This is a genomic window from Limisphaerales bacterium (genome assembly GCA_014382585.1).
Taxonomy (GTDB): domain Bacteria; phylum Verrucomicrobiota; class Verrucomicrobiia; order Limisphaerales; family UBA1100; genus JACNJL01.
In genome coordinates this window covers 86,063-102,810 of record JACNJL010000028.1, presented here as the reverse complement: position 1 = coordinate 102,810, position 16,748 = coordinate 86,063, and the positions used below count along the sequence as shown (strand labels likewise).

Annotated in this window: 15 protein-coding genes and 1 tRNA gene; 11 read left to right on the top strand and 5 right to left on the bottom strand. The window is 55.9% G+C overall.

The features are described 5' to 3' along the window. Positions 1-28: 28 nt before the first annotated feature. Positions 29-367, top strand: coding sequence for a P-II family nitrogen regulator (locus H8E27_05060; GenBank protein MBC8324976.1), 339 nt, complete (start codon positions 29-31; stop codon positions 365-367). A gap of 187 nt (positions 368-554) precedes the next feature. Next, complete coding sequence (thrH, locus tag H8E27_05055; protein ID MBC8324975.1) at positions 555-1,151, top strand: bifunctional phosphoserine phosphatase/homoserine phosphotransferase ThrH; 597 nt, start codon at positions 555-557, stop codon at positions 1,149-1,151. An 8-nt stretch (positions 1,152-1,159) separates the two neighbouring features. Here the strand turns inward: thrH and H8E27_05050 are convergent, their stop codons facing one another. Continuing rightward, positions 1,160-2,131, bottom strand: coding sequence for an NAD(P)-dependent glycerol-3-phosphate dehydrogenase (locus H8E27_05050; protein MBC8324974.1), 972 nt, complete (start codon positions 2,129-2,131; stop codon positions 1,160-1,162). Positions 2,132-2,236: 105 nt separating this feature from the next. Here H8E27_05050 and H8E27_05045 point away from each other — a divergent pair, with 105 nt between their 5' ends. The 6 genes from H8E27_05045 (at position 2,237) to H8E27_05020 (ending at position 11,114) form a co-directional block, all read left to right on the top strand. Next, on the top strand, positions 2,237-3,262 hold the full coding sequence (locus H8E27_05045; GenBank protein MBC8324973.1) for a Gfo/Idh/MocA family oxidoreductase: 1,026 nt from the start codon (positions 2,237-2,239) through the stop codon (positions 3,260-3,262). After that, positions 3,259-4,392: a lipid-A-disaccharide synthase gene (gene lpxB, locus H8E27_05040; protein ID MBC8324972.1), complete on the top strand. Its 1,134-nt coding sequence runs from the start codon at positions 3,259-3,261 to the stop codon at positions 4,390-4,392. The genes H8E27_05045 and lpxB overlap by 4 nt, the downstream gene beginning before the upstream one ends. A 220-nt stretch (positions 4,393-4,612) precedes the next feature. Next, positions 4,613-6,583: a PQQ-dependent sugar dehydrogenase gene (locus H8E27_05035; GenBank protein MBC8324971.1), complete on the top strand. Its 1,971-nt coding sequence runs from the start codon at positions 4,613-4,615 to the stop codon at positions 6,581-6,583. Continuing rightward, positions 6,553-8,946 (top strand): DUF1553 domain-containing protein, encoded by a 2,394-nt coding sequence (locus tag H8E27_05030; GenBank protein MBC8324970.1) that lies wholly within the window; start codon positions 6,553-6,555, stop codon positions 8,944-8,946. Before H8E27_05035 ends, H8E27_05030 begins: the two co-directional genes overlap by 31 nt. Positions 8,947-9,015: 69 nt before the next feature. Beyond that, the gene (locus H8E27_05025) at positions 9,016-9,663 is read left to right on the top strand and encodes a redox-sensing transcriptional repressor Rex (protein ID MBC8324969.1); all 648 of its coding nucleotides are present in this window, start codon (positions 9,016-9,018) and stop codon (positions 9,661-9,663) included. 38 nt (positions 9,664-9,701) lie between these two features. Continuing rightward, complete coding sequence (locus tag H8E27_05020; GenBank protein MBC8324968.1) at positions 9,702-11,114, top strand: DUF1501 domain-containing protein; 1,413 nt, start codon at positions 9,702-9,704, stop codon at positions 11,112-11,114. A 1-nt stretch (position 11,115) separates the two neighbouring features. On the opposite strand, the gene H8E27_05015 is transcribed toward H8E27_05020, so the two are convergent. After that, a complete protein-coding gene (locus H8E27_05015; protein MBC8324967.1) occupies positions 11,116-12,426 on the bottom strand; it encodes an ABC transporter permease in 1,311 nt (436 codons plus the stop codon). Beyond that, a complete protein-coding gene (locus H8E27_05010; GenBank protein ID MBC8324966.1) occupies positions 12,423-13,331 on the bottom strand; it encodes an ATP-binding cassette domain-containing protein in 909 nt (302 codons plus the stop codon). Before H8E27_05010 ends, H8E27_05015 begins: the two co-directional genes overlap by 4 nt. Before the next feature lie 55 nt (positions 13,332-13,386). Between H8E27_05010 and H8E27_05005 the strand changes: the two genes are divergently transcribed. Both H8E27_05005 and H8E27_05000 read left to right on the top strand, forming a co-directional pair. Then, the gene (locus tag H8E27_05005) at positions 13,387-13,914 is read left to right on the top strand and encodes a DUF59 domain-containing protein (GenBank protein MBC8324965.1); all 528 of its coding nucleotides are present in this window, start codon (positions 13,387-13,389) and stop codon (positions 13,912-13,914) included. A 44-nt stretch (positions 13,915-13,958) separates the two neighbouring features. Continuing rightward, positions 13,959-14,034 (top strand) — tRNA-Ala (locus H8E27_05000). 37 nt (positions 14,035-14,071) lie between these two features. Here H8E27_05000 and H8E27_04995 read toward each other — a convergent pair. Together H8E27_04995 and H8E27_04990 are read right to left on the bottom strand one after the other, a co-directional pair. After that, positions 14,072-14,968: a sugar phosphate isomerase/epimerase gene (locus tag H8E27_04995; GenBank protein ID MBC8324964.1), complete on the bottom strand. Its 897-nt coding sequence runs from the start codon at positions 14,966-14,968 to the stop codon at positions 14,072-14,074. Between the two features lie 2 nt (positions 14,969-14,970). After that, a complete protein-coding gene (locus H8E27_04990; protein MBC8324963.1) occupies positions 14,971-16,041 on the bottom strand; it encodes a PQQ-like beta-propeller repeat protein in 1,071 nt (356 codons plus the stop codon). 226 nt (positions 16,042-16,267) lie between these two features. Here H8E27_04990 and H8E27_04985 point away from each other — a divergent pair, with 226 nt between their 5' ends. Then, on the top strand, positions 16,268-16,717 hold the full coding sequence (locus H8E27_04985; GenBank protein ID MBC8324962.1) for a hypothetical protein: 450 nt from the start codon (positions 16,268-16,270) through the stop codon (positions 16,715-16,717). Positions 16,718-16,748: the final 31 nt, after the last annotated feature.

The window sequence follows — 16,748 nt, the reverse complement described above, 5'->3', positions numbered from 1 at the left end:
ATGGAATTGAAACGAAAGGAACTATCCTATGAAAAAAATCGAAGCAATTATTAAGCCCTTCAAGCTCGATGAGGTGAAGGATGCGCTGGCCGAGGAAGGCCTGGCGGGAATGACGGTGACGGAGGTCAAAGGGTTTGGCCGCCAAAAAGGTCACACCGAAGTATATCGCGGCAGCGAGTACACGGTGGATTTCCTGCCCAAGATCAAACTGGAAATCGTCGTGGGCGATGACCAAGTGGAAGCGGCCAGCAAGGCTATTATCGCCTCGGCAAAAACCGGCAAGATCGGCGACGGCAAAGTGTTCGTGCTGCCCGTCGAGCAAGCCATCCGTATTCGTACGGACGAAACCGGCGAGGAAGCCGTGTAAATTAGGGTTCTTGCCTGTTTCGGCAGGCAGGGAAACAGGGAATGGGCGCCCGGTGTGCTGGATCGGCCAGACCAGCATGCCGGGCCTCAACCTCAACTAAAGAATTCCATTCACACCGCGCGGGTTTGCGGACCCGCGCGGTGCTTTTTTCTCGCCGTCACTCGCCTCGCTCGGTATCAACTCGCCCGTGAAACAGACGATCGTTACATTGGATCTCGAAGGTGTTTTGGTGCCGGAAATCTGGGTTGCTGTTGCCGAGAAAACCGGCATCGACGCCCTGCGCCGCACCACCCGTGATGAGCCGGATTATGATGTGCTGATGCGCTATCGCCTCGATCTGCTGGCGGAAAATAATCTTAAGCTCAGCGACATCCAAGCCGTCATCGCCACGCTCGAACCGATGGACGGGGCAAAAGCATTTCTCGACGAAGTACGCGCGCGAACGCAACTGGTCATTCTCTCGGATACCTTTCTGCAATTCGCCAACCCGCTAATGCGCCAGCTGGATTGGCCTGCGATTTTTTGTCATCAACTTGAGGTGCGAGACGATATGATCATCAATTATCATCTCCGTCAGCAGGATCAAAAACGAAAAAGTGTGGCCGCTTTTCAATCACTGAACTATCACGTCATCGCCGCCGGTGATTCCTATAACGACACCACAATGCTCGCCGAAGCCGACCAAGGGGTTTTGTTTCGTGCGCCGAATAATGTGATTGAAGAGTTCCCGCAATTCCCCGTAGTGACGGATTATGCAGCATTGATGGAATTGATTTTTGATTGACGATTACTTCAATCTTCCCCGCGCCGTTCGCGCATCATTAATTCTTTTAATGCTTCTTTTGGGCCTTTGTCTTCATAAAGCATCGTGTATACTTGCTCGATGATGGGCGATTCCACTTCCAATGTGTTGGCCAACGCGCGCGCGGATTTTGCCGTGGGATGCCCTTCGGCCGTGGCCGAGGCGAGCACTTTGTCCAGCGGTTCACCTTTGGCGATCCGTTCTCCGAGCGTGCGGTTGCGGCTTTGTTTGGAGAAACAGGTGACCGTCAGATCGCCCATACCGCTGAGGCCGTTAAACGTATTGGGTTGCGCACCGGCGGCTTTGCCGAGCCGCCGCATCTCGCGCAAGCCGCGGGTGATGAGCGCGGCTTTGGCGTTGTCACCCAGTTGAAGGCCATCGCAAACGCCGGCGGCAATGGCCATGACGTTTTTTAATGCGCCGCCCAGCTCAACGCCCAGCACATCGGTGCTGGTATAGATGCGGAGGGTGGGGCGGTGCAGCCATTCCTGCACGGTAGCGGCGTTGGCTTCCTCTTCGCTAGCGGCCACCAATGCAGTTGGAATGTTGCGCGCCACTTCCGCCGCAAGCGATGGGCCGGAGAGGGCGACGACGGCCGCCTCGGGCGCGGTTTCATTGAGGATGCCACCCATCGTCAGACCGGTTTTGTGTTCGATGCCTTTGGTAACGGTGACGGCGATGCCACTAAATCCATCGAGGCCAGCAGCCACCGCGCGAAAGGACGCGGACGGCACGGCGACAATCACCGCCTCGGCTTTGTCCAGCGCTGTTTCCCAATCGGCCTCCAGTCGCCAAGCATTGGGCAGGGTCACGCCCGGGAGATATTCGGTGTTTTCTTTTTTGTAAGCCATTCCTGCAAGGCGTTCAGGATGGCCCCAGAGCGTTAATTCGTGCCCGGCTTCGTGGGCGATCTTCGCCAGTGTGGTGCCCCACGCGCCCGCGCCAAGCACGGTGATCCGCATGGGGTTGCTGGTTTTTGGGATGTCCACGCACGGAGGTTCGGGGTTCTTGCTGCGCGGTTCAAGGTTAACCTTGAATGACGTGCGACAAACCCTGAACCTCCCCGCGTGTCGGATGCATTAAAAGTGGCGGTGTTGGGTGTGGGTTCCCTCGGTCAACACCACGCCAAACATTACGCCGGATTGGCGCGCGAAGGCGTGGTGGATTTTGTGGGGCTCTACGATGCGGACCCCGCCCGCGCCAAAACCATCGGTGCAAAATACGGCGTGCCCGTGCTGCCCTCCGTGGAGGCCGCCATCTATGCGGCGGCAGCGGTGAATGTGGTCACGCCCACGATCACTCATTTTGATTTGGCCAGCCAACTGTTGCGCGCGGGGCGCCATGTGCTTGTGGAAAAACCAATGACCGACACCACCGCGCAAGCGACTGAGTTGGTGGAACTTGCGCGCGAAAATAAATGTGTGCTGCAGGTGGGCCATATCGAACGCTTCAATCCGGTTTTTGATTATCTGCAAAACGTCGCGCGCGAGCCGCGCTTTATCGAGACGCACCGCCTGTCGCCGTACCCCAAGCGCAGCCTCGATGTTGGTGTCGTGCTGGACCTCATGATTCACGATCTCGACATCGTGTTGGCGTTCGTGGATTCACCGCTGCAATCGGTCGATGGCGTGGGCGTGTCTGTGCTGAGCGATTCGGAGGACATTGCCAATGCGCGGTTGAAGTTTGAAAACGGATGCGTGGCCAACCTCACCGCCAGCCGTGTGAGCCCCGAAAGTATGCGGAAAATCCGTGTGTTCAGCGGCGGCGAAACAACCAGTTACGTGTCGCTCGATTATCAAAAACAAGAAGGCTACATTTACCGCATCGCGCGCGACGGCGAGACGGAATCCAGTTTATGGAAAAAACTTTTGCACGCCAAAGACACTGCCATTGTCAGCGAGTTCGGCGGCAAACGCGTGGTGCGCGAGCCGGTGCCCATTGAAAAGGATGATCCGCTGTTGCAGGAGCTGCGGCACTTTGCCCATTGCGTGCGTGAGCAGCAAACGCCGAAAGTCAGCGGCGAATCCGCCAAGCAAGCGCTCGATGTGGCGCTGGAAATCACCCGACAAATTCAGGAACTCGAAACCGCATGAGCGCCCGTCGCATCATGTTCATGGCTGGCGAAACCAGCGGCGACACGCTGGCGGTTGAGTTGCTCGAGGCGTTGCGCAAAGAGGGCGGCGAAGTGGAAGCGTTCGGCGCGGGCGGCCCCAGAATGCAAGCCGCCGGCGTGGATCTCGCGCTGGATTTGACCGAGCACGCGGTGGTCGGTATTTGGGAGGCCGTCCGGAATTACGGTAAATTCAAGGGCTTCTTTGATCAGCTCCTTGACCTCGCATTTGAGCGCAAGCCCGACGCGATCATTTGCATCGATAATCCCGGATTCAATTTACGCTTCGTGCGCGCCCTGCGCCAACGCGCCGCCGGGACCGATTGGCGGCCGCGAATTATTTATTACATCAGCCCGCAACTTTGGGCGTGGCATTCCTCGCGAGTGCATCAAATCGCCCGCGACGTCGATTTGTTGCTCAGCATTTTTCCGTTTGAAAAAGAATGGTACGCCCGGCGCGCGCCCGGGTTACCGGTCGAGTTTGTCGGCCATCCGCTGTGCGATCGTTATCCGGATTTGGAATTTCGCGAACCGGATGAGCTGCACGATCCACCGCGGCTGTTACTTCTTCCCGGAAGTCGCGCCAAGGAAATCAGCCGCCATCTCCCCGTGATGGCCGGCGCTGCGCGCAAGTTGAACGCCGAGCCAATGATCGTATTCCCCAACGATTCGATCGCCGCGCAAGCGCGCCTATTGACTCCCGCCGTGGCTGATTGGGATCTGCGCATCGGCGGGCTGCACGAAGCCCTCGCCGAGGCCGACGTTGCGATTGCTTCTTCCGGCACCGTCACCCTCGAATGTGCGTGGTTCCGCGTGCCCACGGTGGTGCTTTATAAAACTTCTTGGGTGACTTATCTGCTCGGCCGCTTGTTCGTGAAAGTCAAACACATCGCCATGCCCAACGTATTGGCTGGGCGTGAGGTGTTTCCCGAATTCATCCAACGCGCCGCCACGCCTAATAATCTCACGCGGGAAGCCAATCGTTTTGTTGAGGATTCCGCGCGCCGCAAAACCCTTCGCGCCGATCTCAATCAAATCGCCCAAAGCCTCGGACAAAAAGGCGCACCGCTCCGGGCGGCCAAGGCAGTGTTGCGCTTGTTGGATGAGGGTTAGCATTTTCGGGTTTGACAGATTTATGACACGGGGGCTGAATCCTTCTATGCGGTTTTCATTTGTATTGTTATTCATTTGCCAATTTGCCGTATCGGGGCAAACCAACATAATCCCACGCGTGGAGTGGCAGGGGGGTAAGCTTATCGGTACCCCGGAGCCGCCTTTGCCGTACATCACAGAAAAAGTGTGGCCGGGGTTGCCGGTTAAAAAGCCTTTGGAAATGAAGCGTTTGCCGGGCACCCAAGATTTGTTGGCCTACGCGGATCATCGTGAGGAGAAGGGTTCGATTTCTAAATTGTGGGTATTTCGCGACACGCCAAAGGCGACAATTCAAGTTGAGAGTTTGTCGCTCACAAACCGGCTTATTTATGGGTTTTGTTTTCACCCAAAATTCGAGCAGAACGGGTTTGTGTTTTTGCACACCAACGGTCCTCGCCGTGGTGAGGGGAGCAAGGCCAAGAATTGCCTCGTGTCGCGCTGGACGATGGATCGCAAAACACATCGTATTAATCCTGCATCACGGAAGGTGATTATCAAATGGAATTCGAACGGGCACGACGGTGGCGGTGTGGTTTTTGGTAAGGATGGAATGCTTTACCTGACCACCGGTGATGGCACCAGTGATTCGGACGAAAACCTCACCGGCCAGCGCATCGACTTGTTGCTGGCCAAGCTGTTGCGCATCGATGTGGATCGCCCGACGGGCGAGCGCGCGTATGGCATACCGCCGGACAATCCTTTTTTGAAAACGCCCAAGGCCGCGCCGGAAACCTGGGCACTTGGTTTTCGCAATCCATGGCGATTAACTTGTGACGAGCGCACCGGCGCGATTTGGGTTGGGGAGAACGGGCAGGATCACTGGGAGAGTGTGAAGCGCGTGGAGCGCGGCGCCAATTATGGCTGGAGTTTGTACGAGGGAAGCCACCCGTTTTATCTCGAGCGCAAGCTTGGCCCCGGTAAACTCACCAAGCCGACCTTTGAGCATCACCATCGCGAATCCCGATCGCTTACCGGCGGCATCGTTTATTACGGCAACATTTTGCCCAAGCTCAACGGCGCTTATATCTACGGCGATTACTCGACTGGGAAAATCTGGGCCGGCAAACACGACGGCACCCAAGTGACGTGGCACGCAGAAATTGCTGACACCTCATTTGGCATCACCGGGTTTGCCACAGATACGCGCGGCAACTTGCTTGTCATCGACGATCACTCCGGATTCCATCGCCTCAAACCCAATCCCGCCGTGGGACGCCGCAGCAATTTCCCGCGCGCACTCAGCCAAACTGGATTATTCAGCAAAACCGCCAAACACGAAACCGCACCCGGCGTGATCGCTTATTCCATCAACGTGCCGCACTGGACCGATGGTGCGACGGCCACTCATCATTTTGCGCTGCCGGGCAATGGGCAACTGCGATTCGGGGGCAATCGCGGTTGGCAGGGGCCCGATGGGACGGTGTTGATGCAAACGCTTGCGCGCGAGGGGAAACGCATCGAGACGCGTTTGTTGATCAAACAAGAAAACGAGTGGCTCGGATACAGTTATGAATGGAATAAAGCTCAAACCGATGCCACGCTCGTGGCAAATGAAGGTGCGGACCGCGCGCTGGCTAATGGCAAACAGTGGCGCATCCCGAGCCGCGCCGAGTGCATGATGTGCCACGGACGCGCGGCGGGATTTGTGTTGAGTCTCACAGAATTGCAGCTCAATCGGCAGCACGATTACGGCAAATTTAAGGCCAACCAAATTCAGGTTTTGGGAAAGTCCGGTTTGGTCAGCGGAGTTCGCGCTGAAAATTATGGTTCGGATGGAAAGTCCGTCCAAAAACGTTTCGCAAATCCGTACGATGCAAAAGCCGATCGCACCGCGCGGGTGCGTGCGTATTGGCAGGTGAACTGCGCGACGTGTCACGTAAACGCCGGCGGCGGCAACGCTCAAATGTTACTCAGCCATCATCTGGCGTTGGACGCCACCAAAACTCTGGGCGCGGAACCGGTGCACAACCGCTATGGTTTAGGCGACAAAGCGCGCATCATTGCCCCGGGGGATCCCGCTCATTCGGTGATGCTTCAGCGCGTCATTCGCTCCGACCTCGGCCGGATGCCACCCGTCGGCGCAACGGGGCCCGATCCGCAATGGATTCAATTACTTGCCAAATGGATTGCCGAACAAAAACCAATCAAATGATTCGGGCCTTTTCAGTTTTAGGGTTTATAGCTGTCCTCGCGCAGGGTGCCATCACGCCCCCATTATCGACCGCCGAACAGGTGGAAAACCACTGGGCATTTCAGCCGGTGGAAAAAATTGTACCGCCCAAAGTGAAGCATTCAAACCGAGCGCGCACGCCGGTAGACCTGTTTGTGCTGGCTCGGTTGGAGGCCAAGGGTTGGGAGCCTTCCCTGCGGGCGGATCGGCGCACTTTAATTCGGCGTGCTTATCTGGACCTCACTGGTTTGGCCCCGTCGTTTGCGGAGGTGCAAACGTTTGTTTCGGATGATTCACCGGAGGCGTGGCCCAAGCTCATAGATCGACTGCTTGCTTCCCCGCATTACGGCGAACGCTGGGCACGGCATTGGCTCGATGTGGCACGGTATGCAGACAACAAGGGCTACGTGGGAGTGGGCGTTGATCGGCTCTATCCGTATTCGTACACATATCGCGATTACGTCGTGCGTGCGTTTAATGAAGATCTCCCGTACAATCGTTTTGTTCTCGAACAAATGGCCGCCGACCAACTTGATCTTGGGGAAGACAAACGTCCGCTCGCGGCAATGGGATATCTCACTTTGGGCCGGCGGTTTTTGAATCGGCAAGACGATATTATTGATGACCGTATCGACGTGGTGACGCGCGGATTTATGGCAATCACGGTCACCTGCGCGCGCTGTCATGATCACAAGTATGACCCCATTCCAACGGCAGATTATTACTCACTTCATGGCGTGTTCGCCAGCAGTCATGAGCCGAAGGAATTGCCGTTGCTCGGGAAAGGATCGCTGCCGCCACAGCACGCGGCATATTTGAAGGAGCGGAAACGCCAGCAAGCGGTCATTGATCAATTAATCCGCGACACTTACGCCAAAGGACGCGCGGAATTGCGGCGTCGAGCAGGTGGCTACCTCGCGGCTGTTCACGATGTGAAAACACGGGGGCTCGACAAAAAAGCTGCTGTGCAGTTGCTTACCAAACGAAAGCTAAACATTGTTTCCGCATTGAATTGGCAGCGCGCACTGGCGAGGTGGAAGGTGGAAAAACATCCCGTGTTTCTCGCCTGGCACCAATTGGAGGGGGCGGGGAATCCATTGGTGCAACGGGCGACGAATCGCACGGCGCAGTTGAAGATTTACAGTGACTTGTTTGTGGAAGTGGAGCGTAAATGGATTGCACTGCGTAAGGAAAACCCAAATGCGGTCGCGTTAGTTGATCCAAACTGGGAAGCCATCCGACAAGTGTTGCACGCGAAGGGGACTCCTGCCGATGTGCCCGAGACGTTGGCCGAGGGGGACCCAAACAGCTTGCTGTTCGGCCAACGCAATACATTGAAAAACCGCCGCAGCAGTTTAGGTAAACTCGCCGCGACGCATCCGGGTGCGCCGCCACGGGCCCACGTTTTGCTGGATAATCCGCGGGCAACGGAGCCATACATTTTTGTGCGGGGAAATAAAGGCAATCGTGGCGCAACAGTGCCGAGGCGGTTTCTCGAGCATTTTTCTCCAGATCGAAAGTCCTTCACCCAAGGCAGCGGAAGGCTGGAATTGGCGCGGGCGATTGTGGATCCCCAAAACCCACTCACCGCGCGGGTGCTGGTGAACCGCGTGTGGGCGCATCACTTTGGCCATGGACTGGTTGCCACCCCCAGCGATTTTGGCCTGCGCGCACAACCGCCTTCGCACCCGCTGTTGCTTGATTGGTTAGCCGCGCGTTTTGTGAGTGAGGGTTGGTCTATTAAAAAACTTCAACGGCAAATCATGCTTTCCGCCACCTATCAACAGTCCAGCAATATTCGGCCGGAATACCTCCGCGTTGATCCCGCCAATTCGTTGTTGTGGAAAATGAACCGGCAACGGCTCACCTTTGAGGCGATGCGCGACGGCATTTTACAGGCCAGCGGCCAGCTTGATCGCACGCTGGGAGGCAGGCCGGTGAACATTACTCAGCATCCATCCCCACCACGCCGCACGGTGTATGGATTCATCGACCGCCAAAATTTACCTGCGCTGTTTCGAACTTTTGATTTTGCCAACCCGGATACGCATTGCCCTAAACGGTATGAAAACACCGTGCCGCAACAGGCATTATTTTTAATGAACAGCCCTTTTCTTGCGGCACAATCGGAGAAGATACGTGTGTCGATCACGATCAAGGCACCGTACGGCCAGGCGCAAGTGAAGAGTTTGTACCAGAGGATTTTGCAGCGCGAACCGACTGAATTGGAACTTTTAGACGCCTTAAAATTTCTGATCCGTTCTGATGGAATTGATCAAAGCAATGCCTTCAATCAATTAGCGCAGATCTTATTTCTTTCCAATGAATTTGGGTTTGTAGATTAACCATTTGCCTTGACCGTTCACGGTTCTGTTCGAGAAGATGAGGGTTCTTTCATCAAAGAATATCCACAAATGGCTGCAAAAAAAAATGGGCGCAATGCGCGACCGGAAATTCCGCGTAAAACGGTTTATCGATTGTCGATTTATACGCGTTGTTTGCAGCGGCTGTTGGCCAATGGAATTCAAACCGTCAGCAGCGAGGCGTTGGCGGGAGCGGCCGGAGTGAAATCGCCGCAATTGCGCAAGGATCTGGCGTACTTCGGCCAATTCGGCACGCGCGGGTTGGGCTACGATGTGGAACAACTCATTCAGATGATCGCGGATTTACTGGGCACGGATCATCTGCAGCCGGTGGTCTTGGTCGGCGTTGGCAATCTGGGCAAGGCGTTGCTCTCGTATCGCGGCTTCGAAAAGGAAGGGTTTGGTGTGCACGCGGCATTTGATGTGCAGCACGATCGCCAGCGGGACAAGCGGGTGAAACAACCGATCTTACCGATGGAAAAACTGAGTTGGTACATCACTGAAAATCACGTGCGGATGGCCATTCTTTGTGTGCCGCCGGAGGAGGCTCAGGAAGTGACCAATGATTTGGTGGCGGCGGGCGTAACGGGGATTATGAATTTTGCGCCCACCGTGTTGCAGGTGCCTGACGAGGTGACGGTGAATAATGTGAACATGGCCATCGAATTGGAAAACCTCAGCTACTTTATTCAACAGTAAGAGTCGACTTTTTGCGGCGCGCGCGCGATCTTTTGCCGATGGGGAATCATCCCTTCAATTTGGAACATCTCGGCTACACGCGCCGGGATTTTTTAGCGCGCGCCGGCATTGGGCTTGGCGCACTTGGGTTGGGCGGCATGCTGGCCGAGGCGAATCCGCTGTCGCCCAAGGCATCGCACTTCCGGCCGCGCGCCAAGCGCATCATTCATTTATTTATGAACGGCGGGCCATCACACGTGGACACGTTTGATCCCAAACCGGCCTTGGCAAAGTACGCCGGCAAAATGTTGCCGACCCCTAATTTACCCACCGAACGGAAGACCGGTGCGGCGTTGCCTTCGCCGTACAAATTTAAGCGGCACGGCCAAAGCGGTTTGCCGGTGAGCGAGATTTTTCCGCATACGGCGAAGCATATGGATGATATTTGCGTACTGCGCAGTTTGCGCGCGGATGTGCCCAATCACGAACCGTCGTTGATGCTGATGAACTGCGGCGAATCCATTGTCACCCGACCGAGCGTGGGATCCTGGCTCACGTACGGATTGGGTACGGAAAACCAAAACCTGCCGGGCTTCATTGCGATGTGCCCCGGTTATCCGATTCAGGAATCTCAAAACTGGCAGTGCTCGTTTTTGCCCGGGGCATTTCAAGGGACTTATATCGATACGCGCAAACGCAAGGTTGAAGATTTAATCCAGCACATCCGTAATCCGCGAATGACGCTGGAACAACAACGGCGGCAGCTGGATTTGTTGCGCCGCATAAATAAACGTCACGCGAAGGCGCGCCAAAATGAAGCGCAGCTTGAAGCACGCATTCATTCCTTTGAGCTCGCGTACCGTATGCAGATGGAAGCGAGCGATGCGTTTGACATCAATCGCGAGCCAAAACGCATCCGCGAATTATACGGCAACACCACGCAGGCGCGGCAAATTCTCATCGCTCGGCGGCTGGTGGAACGCGGGGTGCGCTACGTGCAGGTTTGGCACGGTGACAGCCAGCCGTGGGATAATCACGATGACATTGAGGTGAATCATCGCAATCTTGCCAGGCAATGTGATCAGGCAATTGGGGCGTTACTGACTGATTTAAAACAGCGCGGTTTGCTTGAGGATACGCTGGTGATGTGGGGCGGAGAATTTGGCCGTACGCCCACGGTGGAGCTGCCCAAGGCCGGATCAAATGCGGGAAAAATCAACGGGCGCGATCACAATCATCACGGGTTCAGTATGTGGTTGGCCGGCGGCGGCGTGCGCGGCGGGATGGCATATGGTGCCACCGATGAATTTGGATTTAAGGCGGTGGAAAATGAAATGCACGTTCACGACCTGCACGCGACGATTTTGCACTTAATGGGGTTTGACCACGAGCGATTGACCTTTCGCCACGCGGGGCGCGACTTTCGGCTCACTGATGTGCACGGCAACGTGGCGCATGAGATTATTTCCTGATTTATTTCGCTAGAACCCAGCGCAACATTTCGCGGAGGCTGGCGGATTTTCCCTGCATCAGGATCCCGGTGCGAAACACTTTGCCTGCCGCCCAAACAATGCCCAGCGTGGTTCCACAAGTGAGCACCAGCGCGAGAATGGGTTGCCAAAGCGGCGGCCCGGGCTGGAGGGCGATGCGGAGGGTCATGATCAAGGGCGTGGCAGGTGGAAACAAAGAGAGCCCCACAGCGAGGTTGCCGTTTGGGTTCTTCAAAATAATGGGGAAAGCCATTAGCGGCATGATGACCAGCATCATTACGGGCATCATCGCGGCTTGAGCACTTTTGATATCAGTACAGGCCGCGCCGATGGCGATGAAGAGGGATCCGAAAAAGAAAATGGCAAGCAGCAGATACGCGGCAAACCAGGCGAGGAGCGCCGGGGGCACGGCATCGCCATAGCCGTGATAGTGGGCGGCGGTCAGCGCGCTGCCGAGATAAAGGAAGGCAAGAATGGCAGCGATCCACAGGCAGCCGATGAGTTTGCCGAGCATCAAATGGGTGGGCGAAACGGAGCCGAGAAGGACTTCGCTAATGCGGCTCATTTTTTCTTCAAGCACGGAGTTGAGGATGTTGGGGGTGCTGGTGAGTACGATGACATACATCAAAACCATCAACGCAATGGGAACGATGAAGGCGCGGATTTTGTCGACTTTTTGGGCGTCTTCAATTTGGCCGGATTGGGAATGGAGTTCCACCAGCCCCATAGGTTCGATGTTCACTGAAACATCCAACTGGCGAAACAATTGGCGAGCCGCGTGGGAGATGCGTGCGCTGGCAAAACGCCGGTCACGGACTTCGGCGGTGAGGGTTTGCTTCAACCAGCGCGGTAGGTCGCGATAGGTGGGCTCATCGGAAAAATAGCGGACGGCGTCCGGTGTCGCGTTGGTTTGTAAAATGTTCGCGGGGATTTCGATAAAGGCAAAGAGGTTCCCGCTCCGAATGCGTTCGGATAATTTGAGGCGAAGTTCAGGCAATGGGTGGCCTTGGGCAAGCTCTGGTGTGAAGGGGCCGCCCAGCGCTTGGCGATCGGTCGTGGCCGCGAGTGCATCATTCCGTGCGTGGGCTGCCGTGATGAGTGGGTTGGCCAGTTGACCACTGGAATCAATGATGGCAAATTTCCGTTCGGTGGTGTCCACGTGGTCGTTCGCCGCTTTTTGGATGAGCACGGAAACGCCCATGATCGCCGGCGCGAAGAGCACGCTGATGATAAAGGCTTTGGAGCGGACGAACGCCGAGAATTCGTTGCTCGCGATGAGGAGCATTTTATTCATGGCGTTTCCTCCTCATCCGGTTCGGGCTTGGCAATGCGTACAAAAATGTCGTGCAGGGAAGGGCGGGTTTGTTCGAAGTGGTGCACTTCAGTGAGGGCGAGCAGTTTGTGAAGGAGTTGTTGGGTGTCGCCGGTGAAGCGCACCTCCTGCAACTGGCCGTGATCCCGTACGTCTTCCACCCCGTCCAAGCTCTTGAGCGCGGCCGCGCCGGCGGTGGTGCGGATGCGGAGGGTGTCCTGCCCGTACTCGGTTTGGATTTCTTCCTGTGTGCCGTCGAGCACTTTGTGTCCTTTATAAATCATGAGGATACGGTCGCACATGCGCTCGGCTACGGCCATGTCGTGGGTGCTGAAGATGATGGTGGCGCCGTTTTTGCGAAGGGTCACCACCGCTTCGCGGAGCACCTCGAGGTTTACGGGGTCGAGTCCGGAGAAGGGTTCATCGAGGATGATAATTTCTGGCTCGGCGATGATGGTGGAAAGGAATTGCACTTTTTGTGCCATGCCTTTGGAGAGGGTTTCGACTAATTTTTCCGCCCAATCGGTGAGGGCCATGCGCTCAAGCCATTCGTCGATGCGGGCGTCCAATTGCGGGCCGGCGTTTTTGAGTTTGCCGTAATAGCGCAACAGGCGGCGCACGTTCATTTTTTTGTAGAGGCCGCGTTCCTCAGGGAGGTAACCCACAGAATCCTTGGCTGCGGGCGGATTGAGTTCACCGAGGATCTCCACCGCACCGGTGTCCGGCCGGAGAATACTCATCAACATTCGCAGGGTGGTGGTTTTTCCGGAACCATTGGGGCCGATGAAGCCGTAGATGCACCCGCGGGGCACGGACAGCGAAAGGTCATCCACCGCGCTTAAATCGCCAAACGATTTACTTACCTTCCGTAGTTGAATGACATCCACCCACCGAGATTACTGCAATCTTGTCGCGCCGGAAAGCATATGTTACTTTCCGCGTATGGAATCGGTTGAGCTTAAACGTGACTGTGATGCAGTACAAATACCCGGCGGTGACACCATTACGCTCGGCAAAGGGACGGGGGTGGACATCATTCAAACTCTTGGCGGCACATACACCGTGCGAGCAGGGGTGGGGCTATTTCGGGTTGGCGCGCAGGATGCTGATGCGCTTGGGCTCGACGTGGCCGCGGCGGCTGGCGCTGATGCAGCTGATGGGCCGGTGACTGTCGAAAGCGTGCTCGCGATGTTGAAGCAATGTTACGATCCGGAGATCCCTGTGAACATCGTCGACCTCGGTCTTGTTTATGATACCGCTTTGGGGGAAGGCAGCGAAGGCACGGAAGTATCCGTGAAGATGACGCTCACCGCTCAAGGTTGCGGCATGGGCCCCACGATCGCGGCGGATGCTCAAAGCAAAATTCTTACGCTCGAGGGCGTGGCTTCCGCTGATGTGGAAATTGTTTGGGATCCGCCGTGGAACCAAGGCATGATCAGCGATGCGGGTCGTGAGACGCTTGGGATGTAGGGCTTGACGCCCACCTAAAGCATCCGCATACTCCGCGCCTCCGTGGGGTCGTAGCTCAGTTGGTAGAGCACCACAATGGCATTGTGGGGGTCATCAGTTCGATTCTGTTCGGCTCCACCATAAATTCAAAACCCCCGTCATTTTGGCGGGGGTTTTTCTATTCAAACGCCGGGGCCAGGTGGCGGTAGCTTTTTAGGGCGGCGGCGATGGGGTTGTAGTCGGGTTGGCTCCAAACTTGACCACTGACTTCGACATTGATGTCGCCGCGGTAACCGGCCTTGTGGGCGAGGCGGAGGAGTTTGCGGTAATCGATCTGGCCGCTTTCGCCGGGGAGCACAAAGCGTGGCTTGCCCTCTTTGAGCACGGTGTCTTTCACGTGGATAAAGCGCGTGTGCGGCATCATAAGTTGGATGGTCTTTTCCAGGGACAAATCACGATGGGCGAAGTGGCTGTAATCATAGGCGAGTTTCACCCATGGGCTTTTGATTTGTTCGGACAGCCACACGGCGTGCTCGGGTAAATTGCACGCGCCGAAACGGTGGGGTTTTATGCAGAGAAGCGTCTTCGTTTTTTTGGCAACTTCCGCCCAGCCGCCGAGGTGATCGCGAAACTGATTTTTCACGGCATCCCATTTGCCGTTGCCCATCACCGTTTCGATCAGTGGCGGTGAATCGGGCGCGAGGTCGTGTGCTACTTGCGCGGCTTGTTTGAGTGTTTCGTGGTGCGGTTTTTGGTTTCCCGCGAGGCTGCAGTTCACCATCAATGCTGTGAGCGTCAGCTCGAAGTGCCCAAGTAACGCGCGTAATGCGCGCCGTCGCTGCGCGGTCAGTTTGTCCGGCGCGGTATCCCAGCCGGAGTGGAGGCAAAACTCCACTGAATCGTATCCAATCGCATTCAGTCGCATAAGCGCATCGCCGGTCTTTAGCGTTTTCATCCCGTACAAACTAAAGCCCAAAGTGAGGCCCTCATCTTTGGGGAGTTTTTTGTCTTCCGCGATGACCGGGAGTGCAGCGAGGGCCGGAGCGGTTTGCAGAAAATTACGGCGAGTTTGCATGGTCATTTACTGATCGAGAAGAGGGTTTGGTAAGTTCGAACATACATCGCTCCATTGGCGATGGCAGGGGTGGAGTGGCAGGTTTCACCGAGGTCATTTTGGGCTAATGGCTCAAACTCGCCGTCCCCGCGAAGAACGACGATGGTTCCGCTGGCCTCGGCGCAGTAAATTTTTCCATCGGCAGCCACGGGGCTTCCAAAAAATTTCCCACTGCGAATGGCGCGCTCGCTCCAGCGGATTTTACCGGTGGCGACTTCCGCGCAAGTTACCACGCCGAGGTCGTTCCAAAGAAAAATATTTTCGCCCAAAACCAGTGGGGTGGGAATATGCGGCACGCTTTTTTCAATGCGCCACACTTCTTCCATCAATTTGCCTTTGGGCCGCAGGGCGACGACGTGTTTGAGTTTGGTAACAAAACCGCATGAACCGATCACTAAATTGCCAGCGACGATGGGTGAGCCAATGGCGCGTTCATTTGAGGCAGCGGGGAACACCCGGTTTTCCCACAACACCTTTCCATTGGCGGGGTCGATGCCGGTAATGCCGTGTGTCCAGTTGGTGAAAATGAGTTGGTCACGGAATAGGACCGGCGTGGAGTAGGTCAGTCGTTTGCTTTGGCGGGGTGTGTTCCATTTTACTTTACCGGTGCGGGCATCGAGCGCGATAAGCGAACTCTCGCCGTCTTGATCATTATTCAAAATAACAAGACCTTCGTGGAGAATGGGTGATGCGCCAAACCCATGTCCGCCTTTCACCGGGCCAAGATGGGTTTCCCAAGCCAGTTTACCTGCCAATGTGTAGGTTGCGATCGTAAGCTGTTCAGGGGTGCCCCAGCTGAAGTAGACCCGTTCTCCATCGACTGTTGGCGTGCTGGAGGCGAAGCTGTTTTGTTTGTGGTGTTTGTGTTTGCCGGCGGCGTGCGCGTGGTTCCAGAGGATCACGCCGTCTTCAGCGTTCACACAAACCACGGTGCGGGCAGCAGTATTTTGATCGGCACACAACAGGAAGATCTTTTTACCCCAAACCACTGGAGAACCATGGCCCGTGCCGGGTAGAGGGGTCTTCCATTGCACATTCGAATCCTTCCATTGAACCGGAATTGCATCCGCGGAGATTCCGTTTCCGTTGTGACCTCGAAAACGGGGCCAGTTTTCAGCGGGCAAAAGGGTTGAAAACAGGATGCAGCCAAGAAGAATCAAAGTTCGAATTTGCATGGCCAAACTCTAGCGGTAGGCGACATTCCTGCCAAGTGGCAATGATTGCGCTTGCGCCTGGGCGTGGAGTGCCGATGATGGGCGGATGAAAGCATTTACAGCAATGTTGGCGCTGATGATTGGCGCGGGATCGAGTTGGGCCGATGACGTGCCGAAAAAGGAGAAGTTCGCCGCATTGGAGAAACAACTCAGTGGTACAAAATTTACAGGTTCGTTTACCATCGACGGACGGGAAGGCGCGCCGGCAAAAGAGGAGTACACGATCCTCAATGTAAAAAAAATCGGCAAGGGTGATTTGTTCCTGTTCCGTGCGCGGGTGAAATATGGCAAAACGGATATCACGCTGCCAATGCCCTTGCCCATCAAGTGGGCGGGCGATACGCCGGTGATTTCGATGGATAATCTGTCCATTCCCGGCCTCGGCACCTTCAGTGCGCACGTGGTGATTGATGGTGACAAATACGCCGGCACGTGGAAACACGGCAAAGTGGGCGGCCATTTGTTTGGCAAAATTAGCCGAATTGAAAAAAAATAATCTGCGGAGAATCCTGAATAAATTCCGGGTG

What these genes read in the sequence shown, in the direction of transcription:
- H8E27_05060 (MBC8324976.1), top strand. Translation starts at nt 29, where the DNA reads ATGAAAAAAATCGAAGCAATTATTAAGCCCTTCAAGCTCGATGAGGTG.
- H8E27_05050 (MBC8324974.1), bottom strand. Translation starts at nt 2,131, where the DNA reads ATGCGGATCACCGTGCTTGGCGCGGGCGCGTGGGGCACCACACTGGCG.
- lpxB (MBC8324972.1), top strand. Translation starts at nt 3,259, where the DNA reads ATGAGCGCCCGTCGCATCATGTTCATGGCTGGCGAAACCAGCGGCGAC.
- H8E27_05035 (MBC8324971.1), top strand. Translation starts at nt 4,613, where the DNA reads ATGAAGCGTTTGCCGGGCACCCAAGATTTGTTGGCCTACGCGGATCAT.
- H8E27_05030 (MBC8324970.1), top strand. Translation starts at nt 6,553, where the DNA reads ATGGATTGCCGAACAAAAACCAATCAAATGATTCGGGCCTTTTCAGTT.
- H8E27_05025 (MBC8324969.1), top strand. Translation starts at nt 9,016, where the DNA reads ATGGCTGCAAAAAAAAATGGGCGCAATGCGCGACCGGAAATTCCGCGT.
- H8E27_05020 (MBC8324968.1), top strand. Translation starts at nt 9,702, where the DNA reads ATGGGGAATCATCCCTTCAATTTGGAACATCTCGGCTACACGCGCCGG.
- H8E27_05015 (MBC8324967.1), bottom strand. Translation starts at nt 12,426, where the DNA reads ATGAATAAAATGCTCCTCATCGCGAGCAACGAATTCTCGGCGTTCGTC.
- H8E27_05005 (MBC8324965.1), top strand. Translation starts at nt 13,387, where the DNA reads ATGGAATCGGTTGAGCTTAAACGTGACTGTGATGCAGTACAAATACCC.
- H8E27_04995 (MBC8324964.1), bottom strand. Translation starts at nt 14,968, where the DNA reads ATGCAAACTCGCCGTAATTTTCTGCAAACCGCTCCGGCCCTCGCTGCA.
- H8E27_04985 (MBC8324962.1), top strand. Translation starts at nt 16,268, where the DNA reads ATGAAAGCATTTACAGCAATGTTGGCGCTGATGATTGGCGCGGGATCG.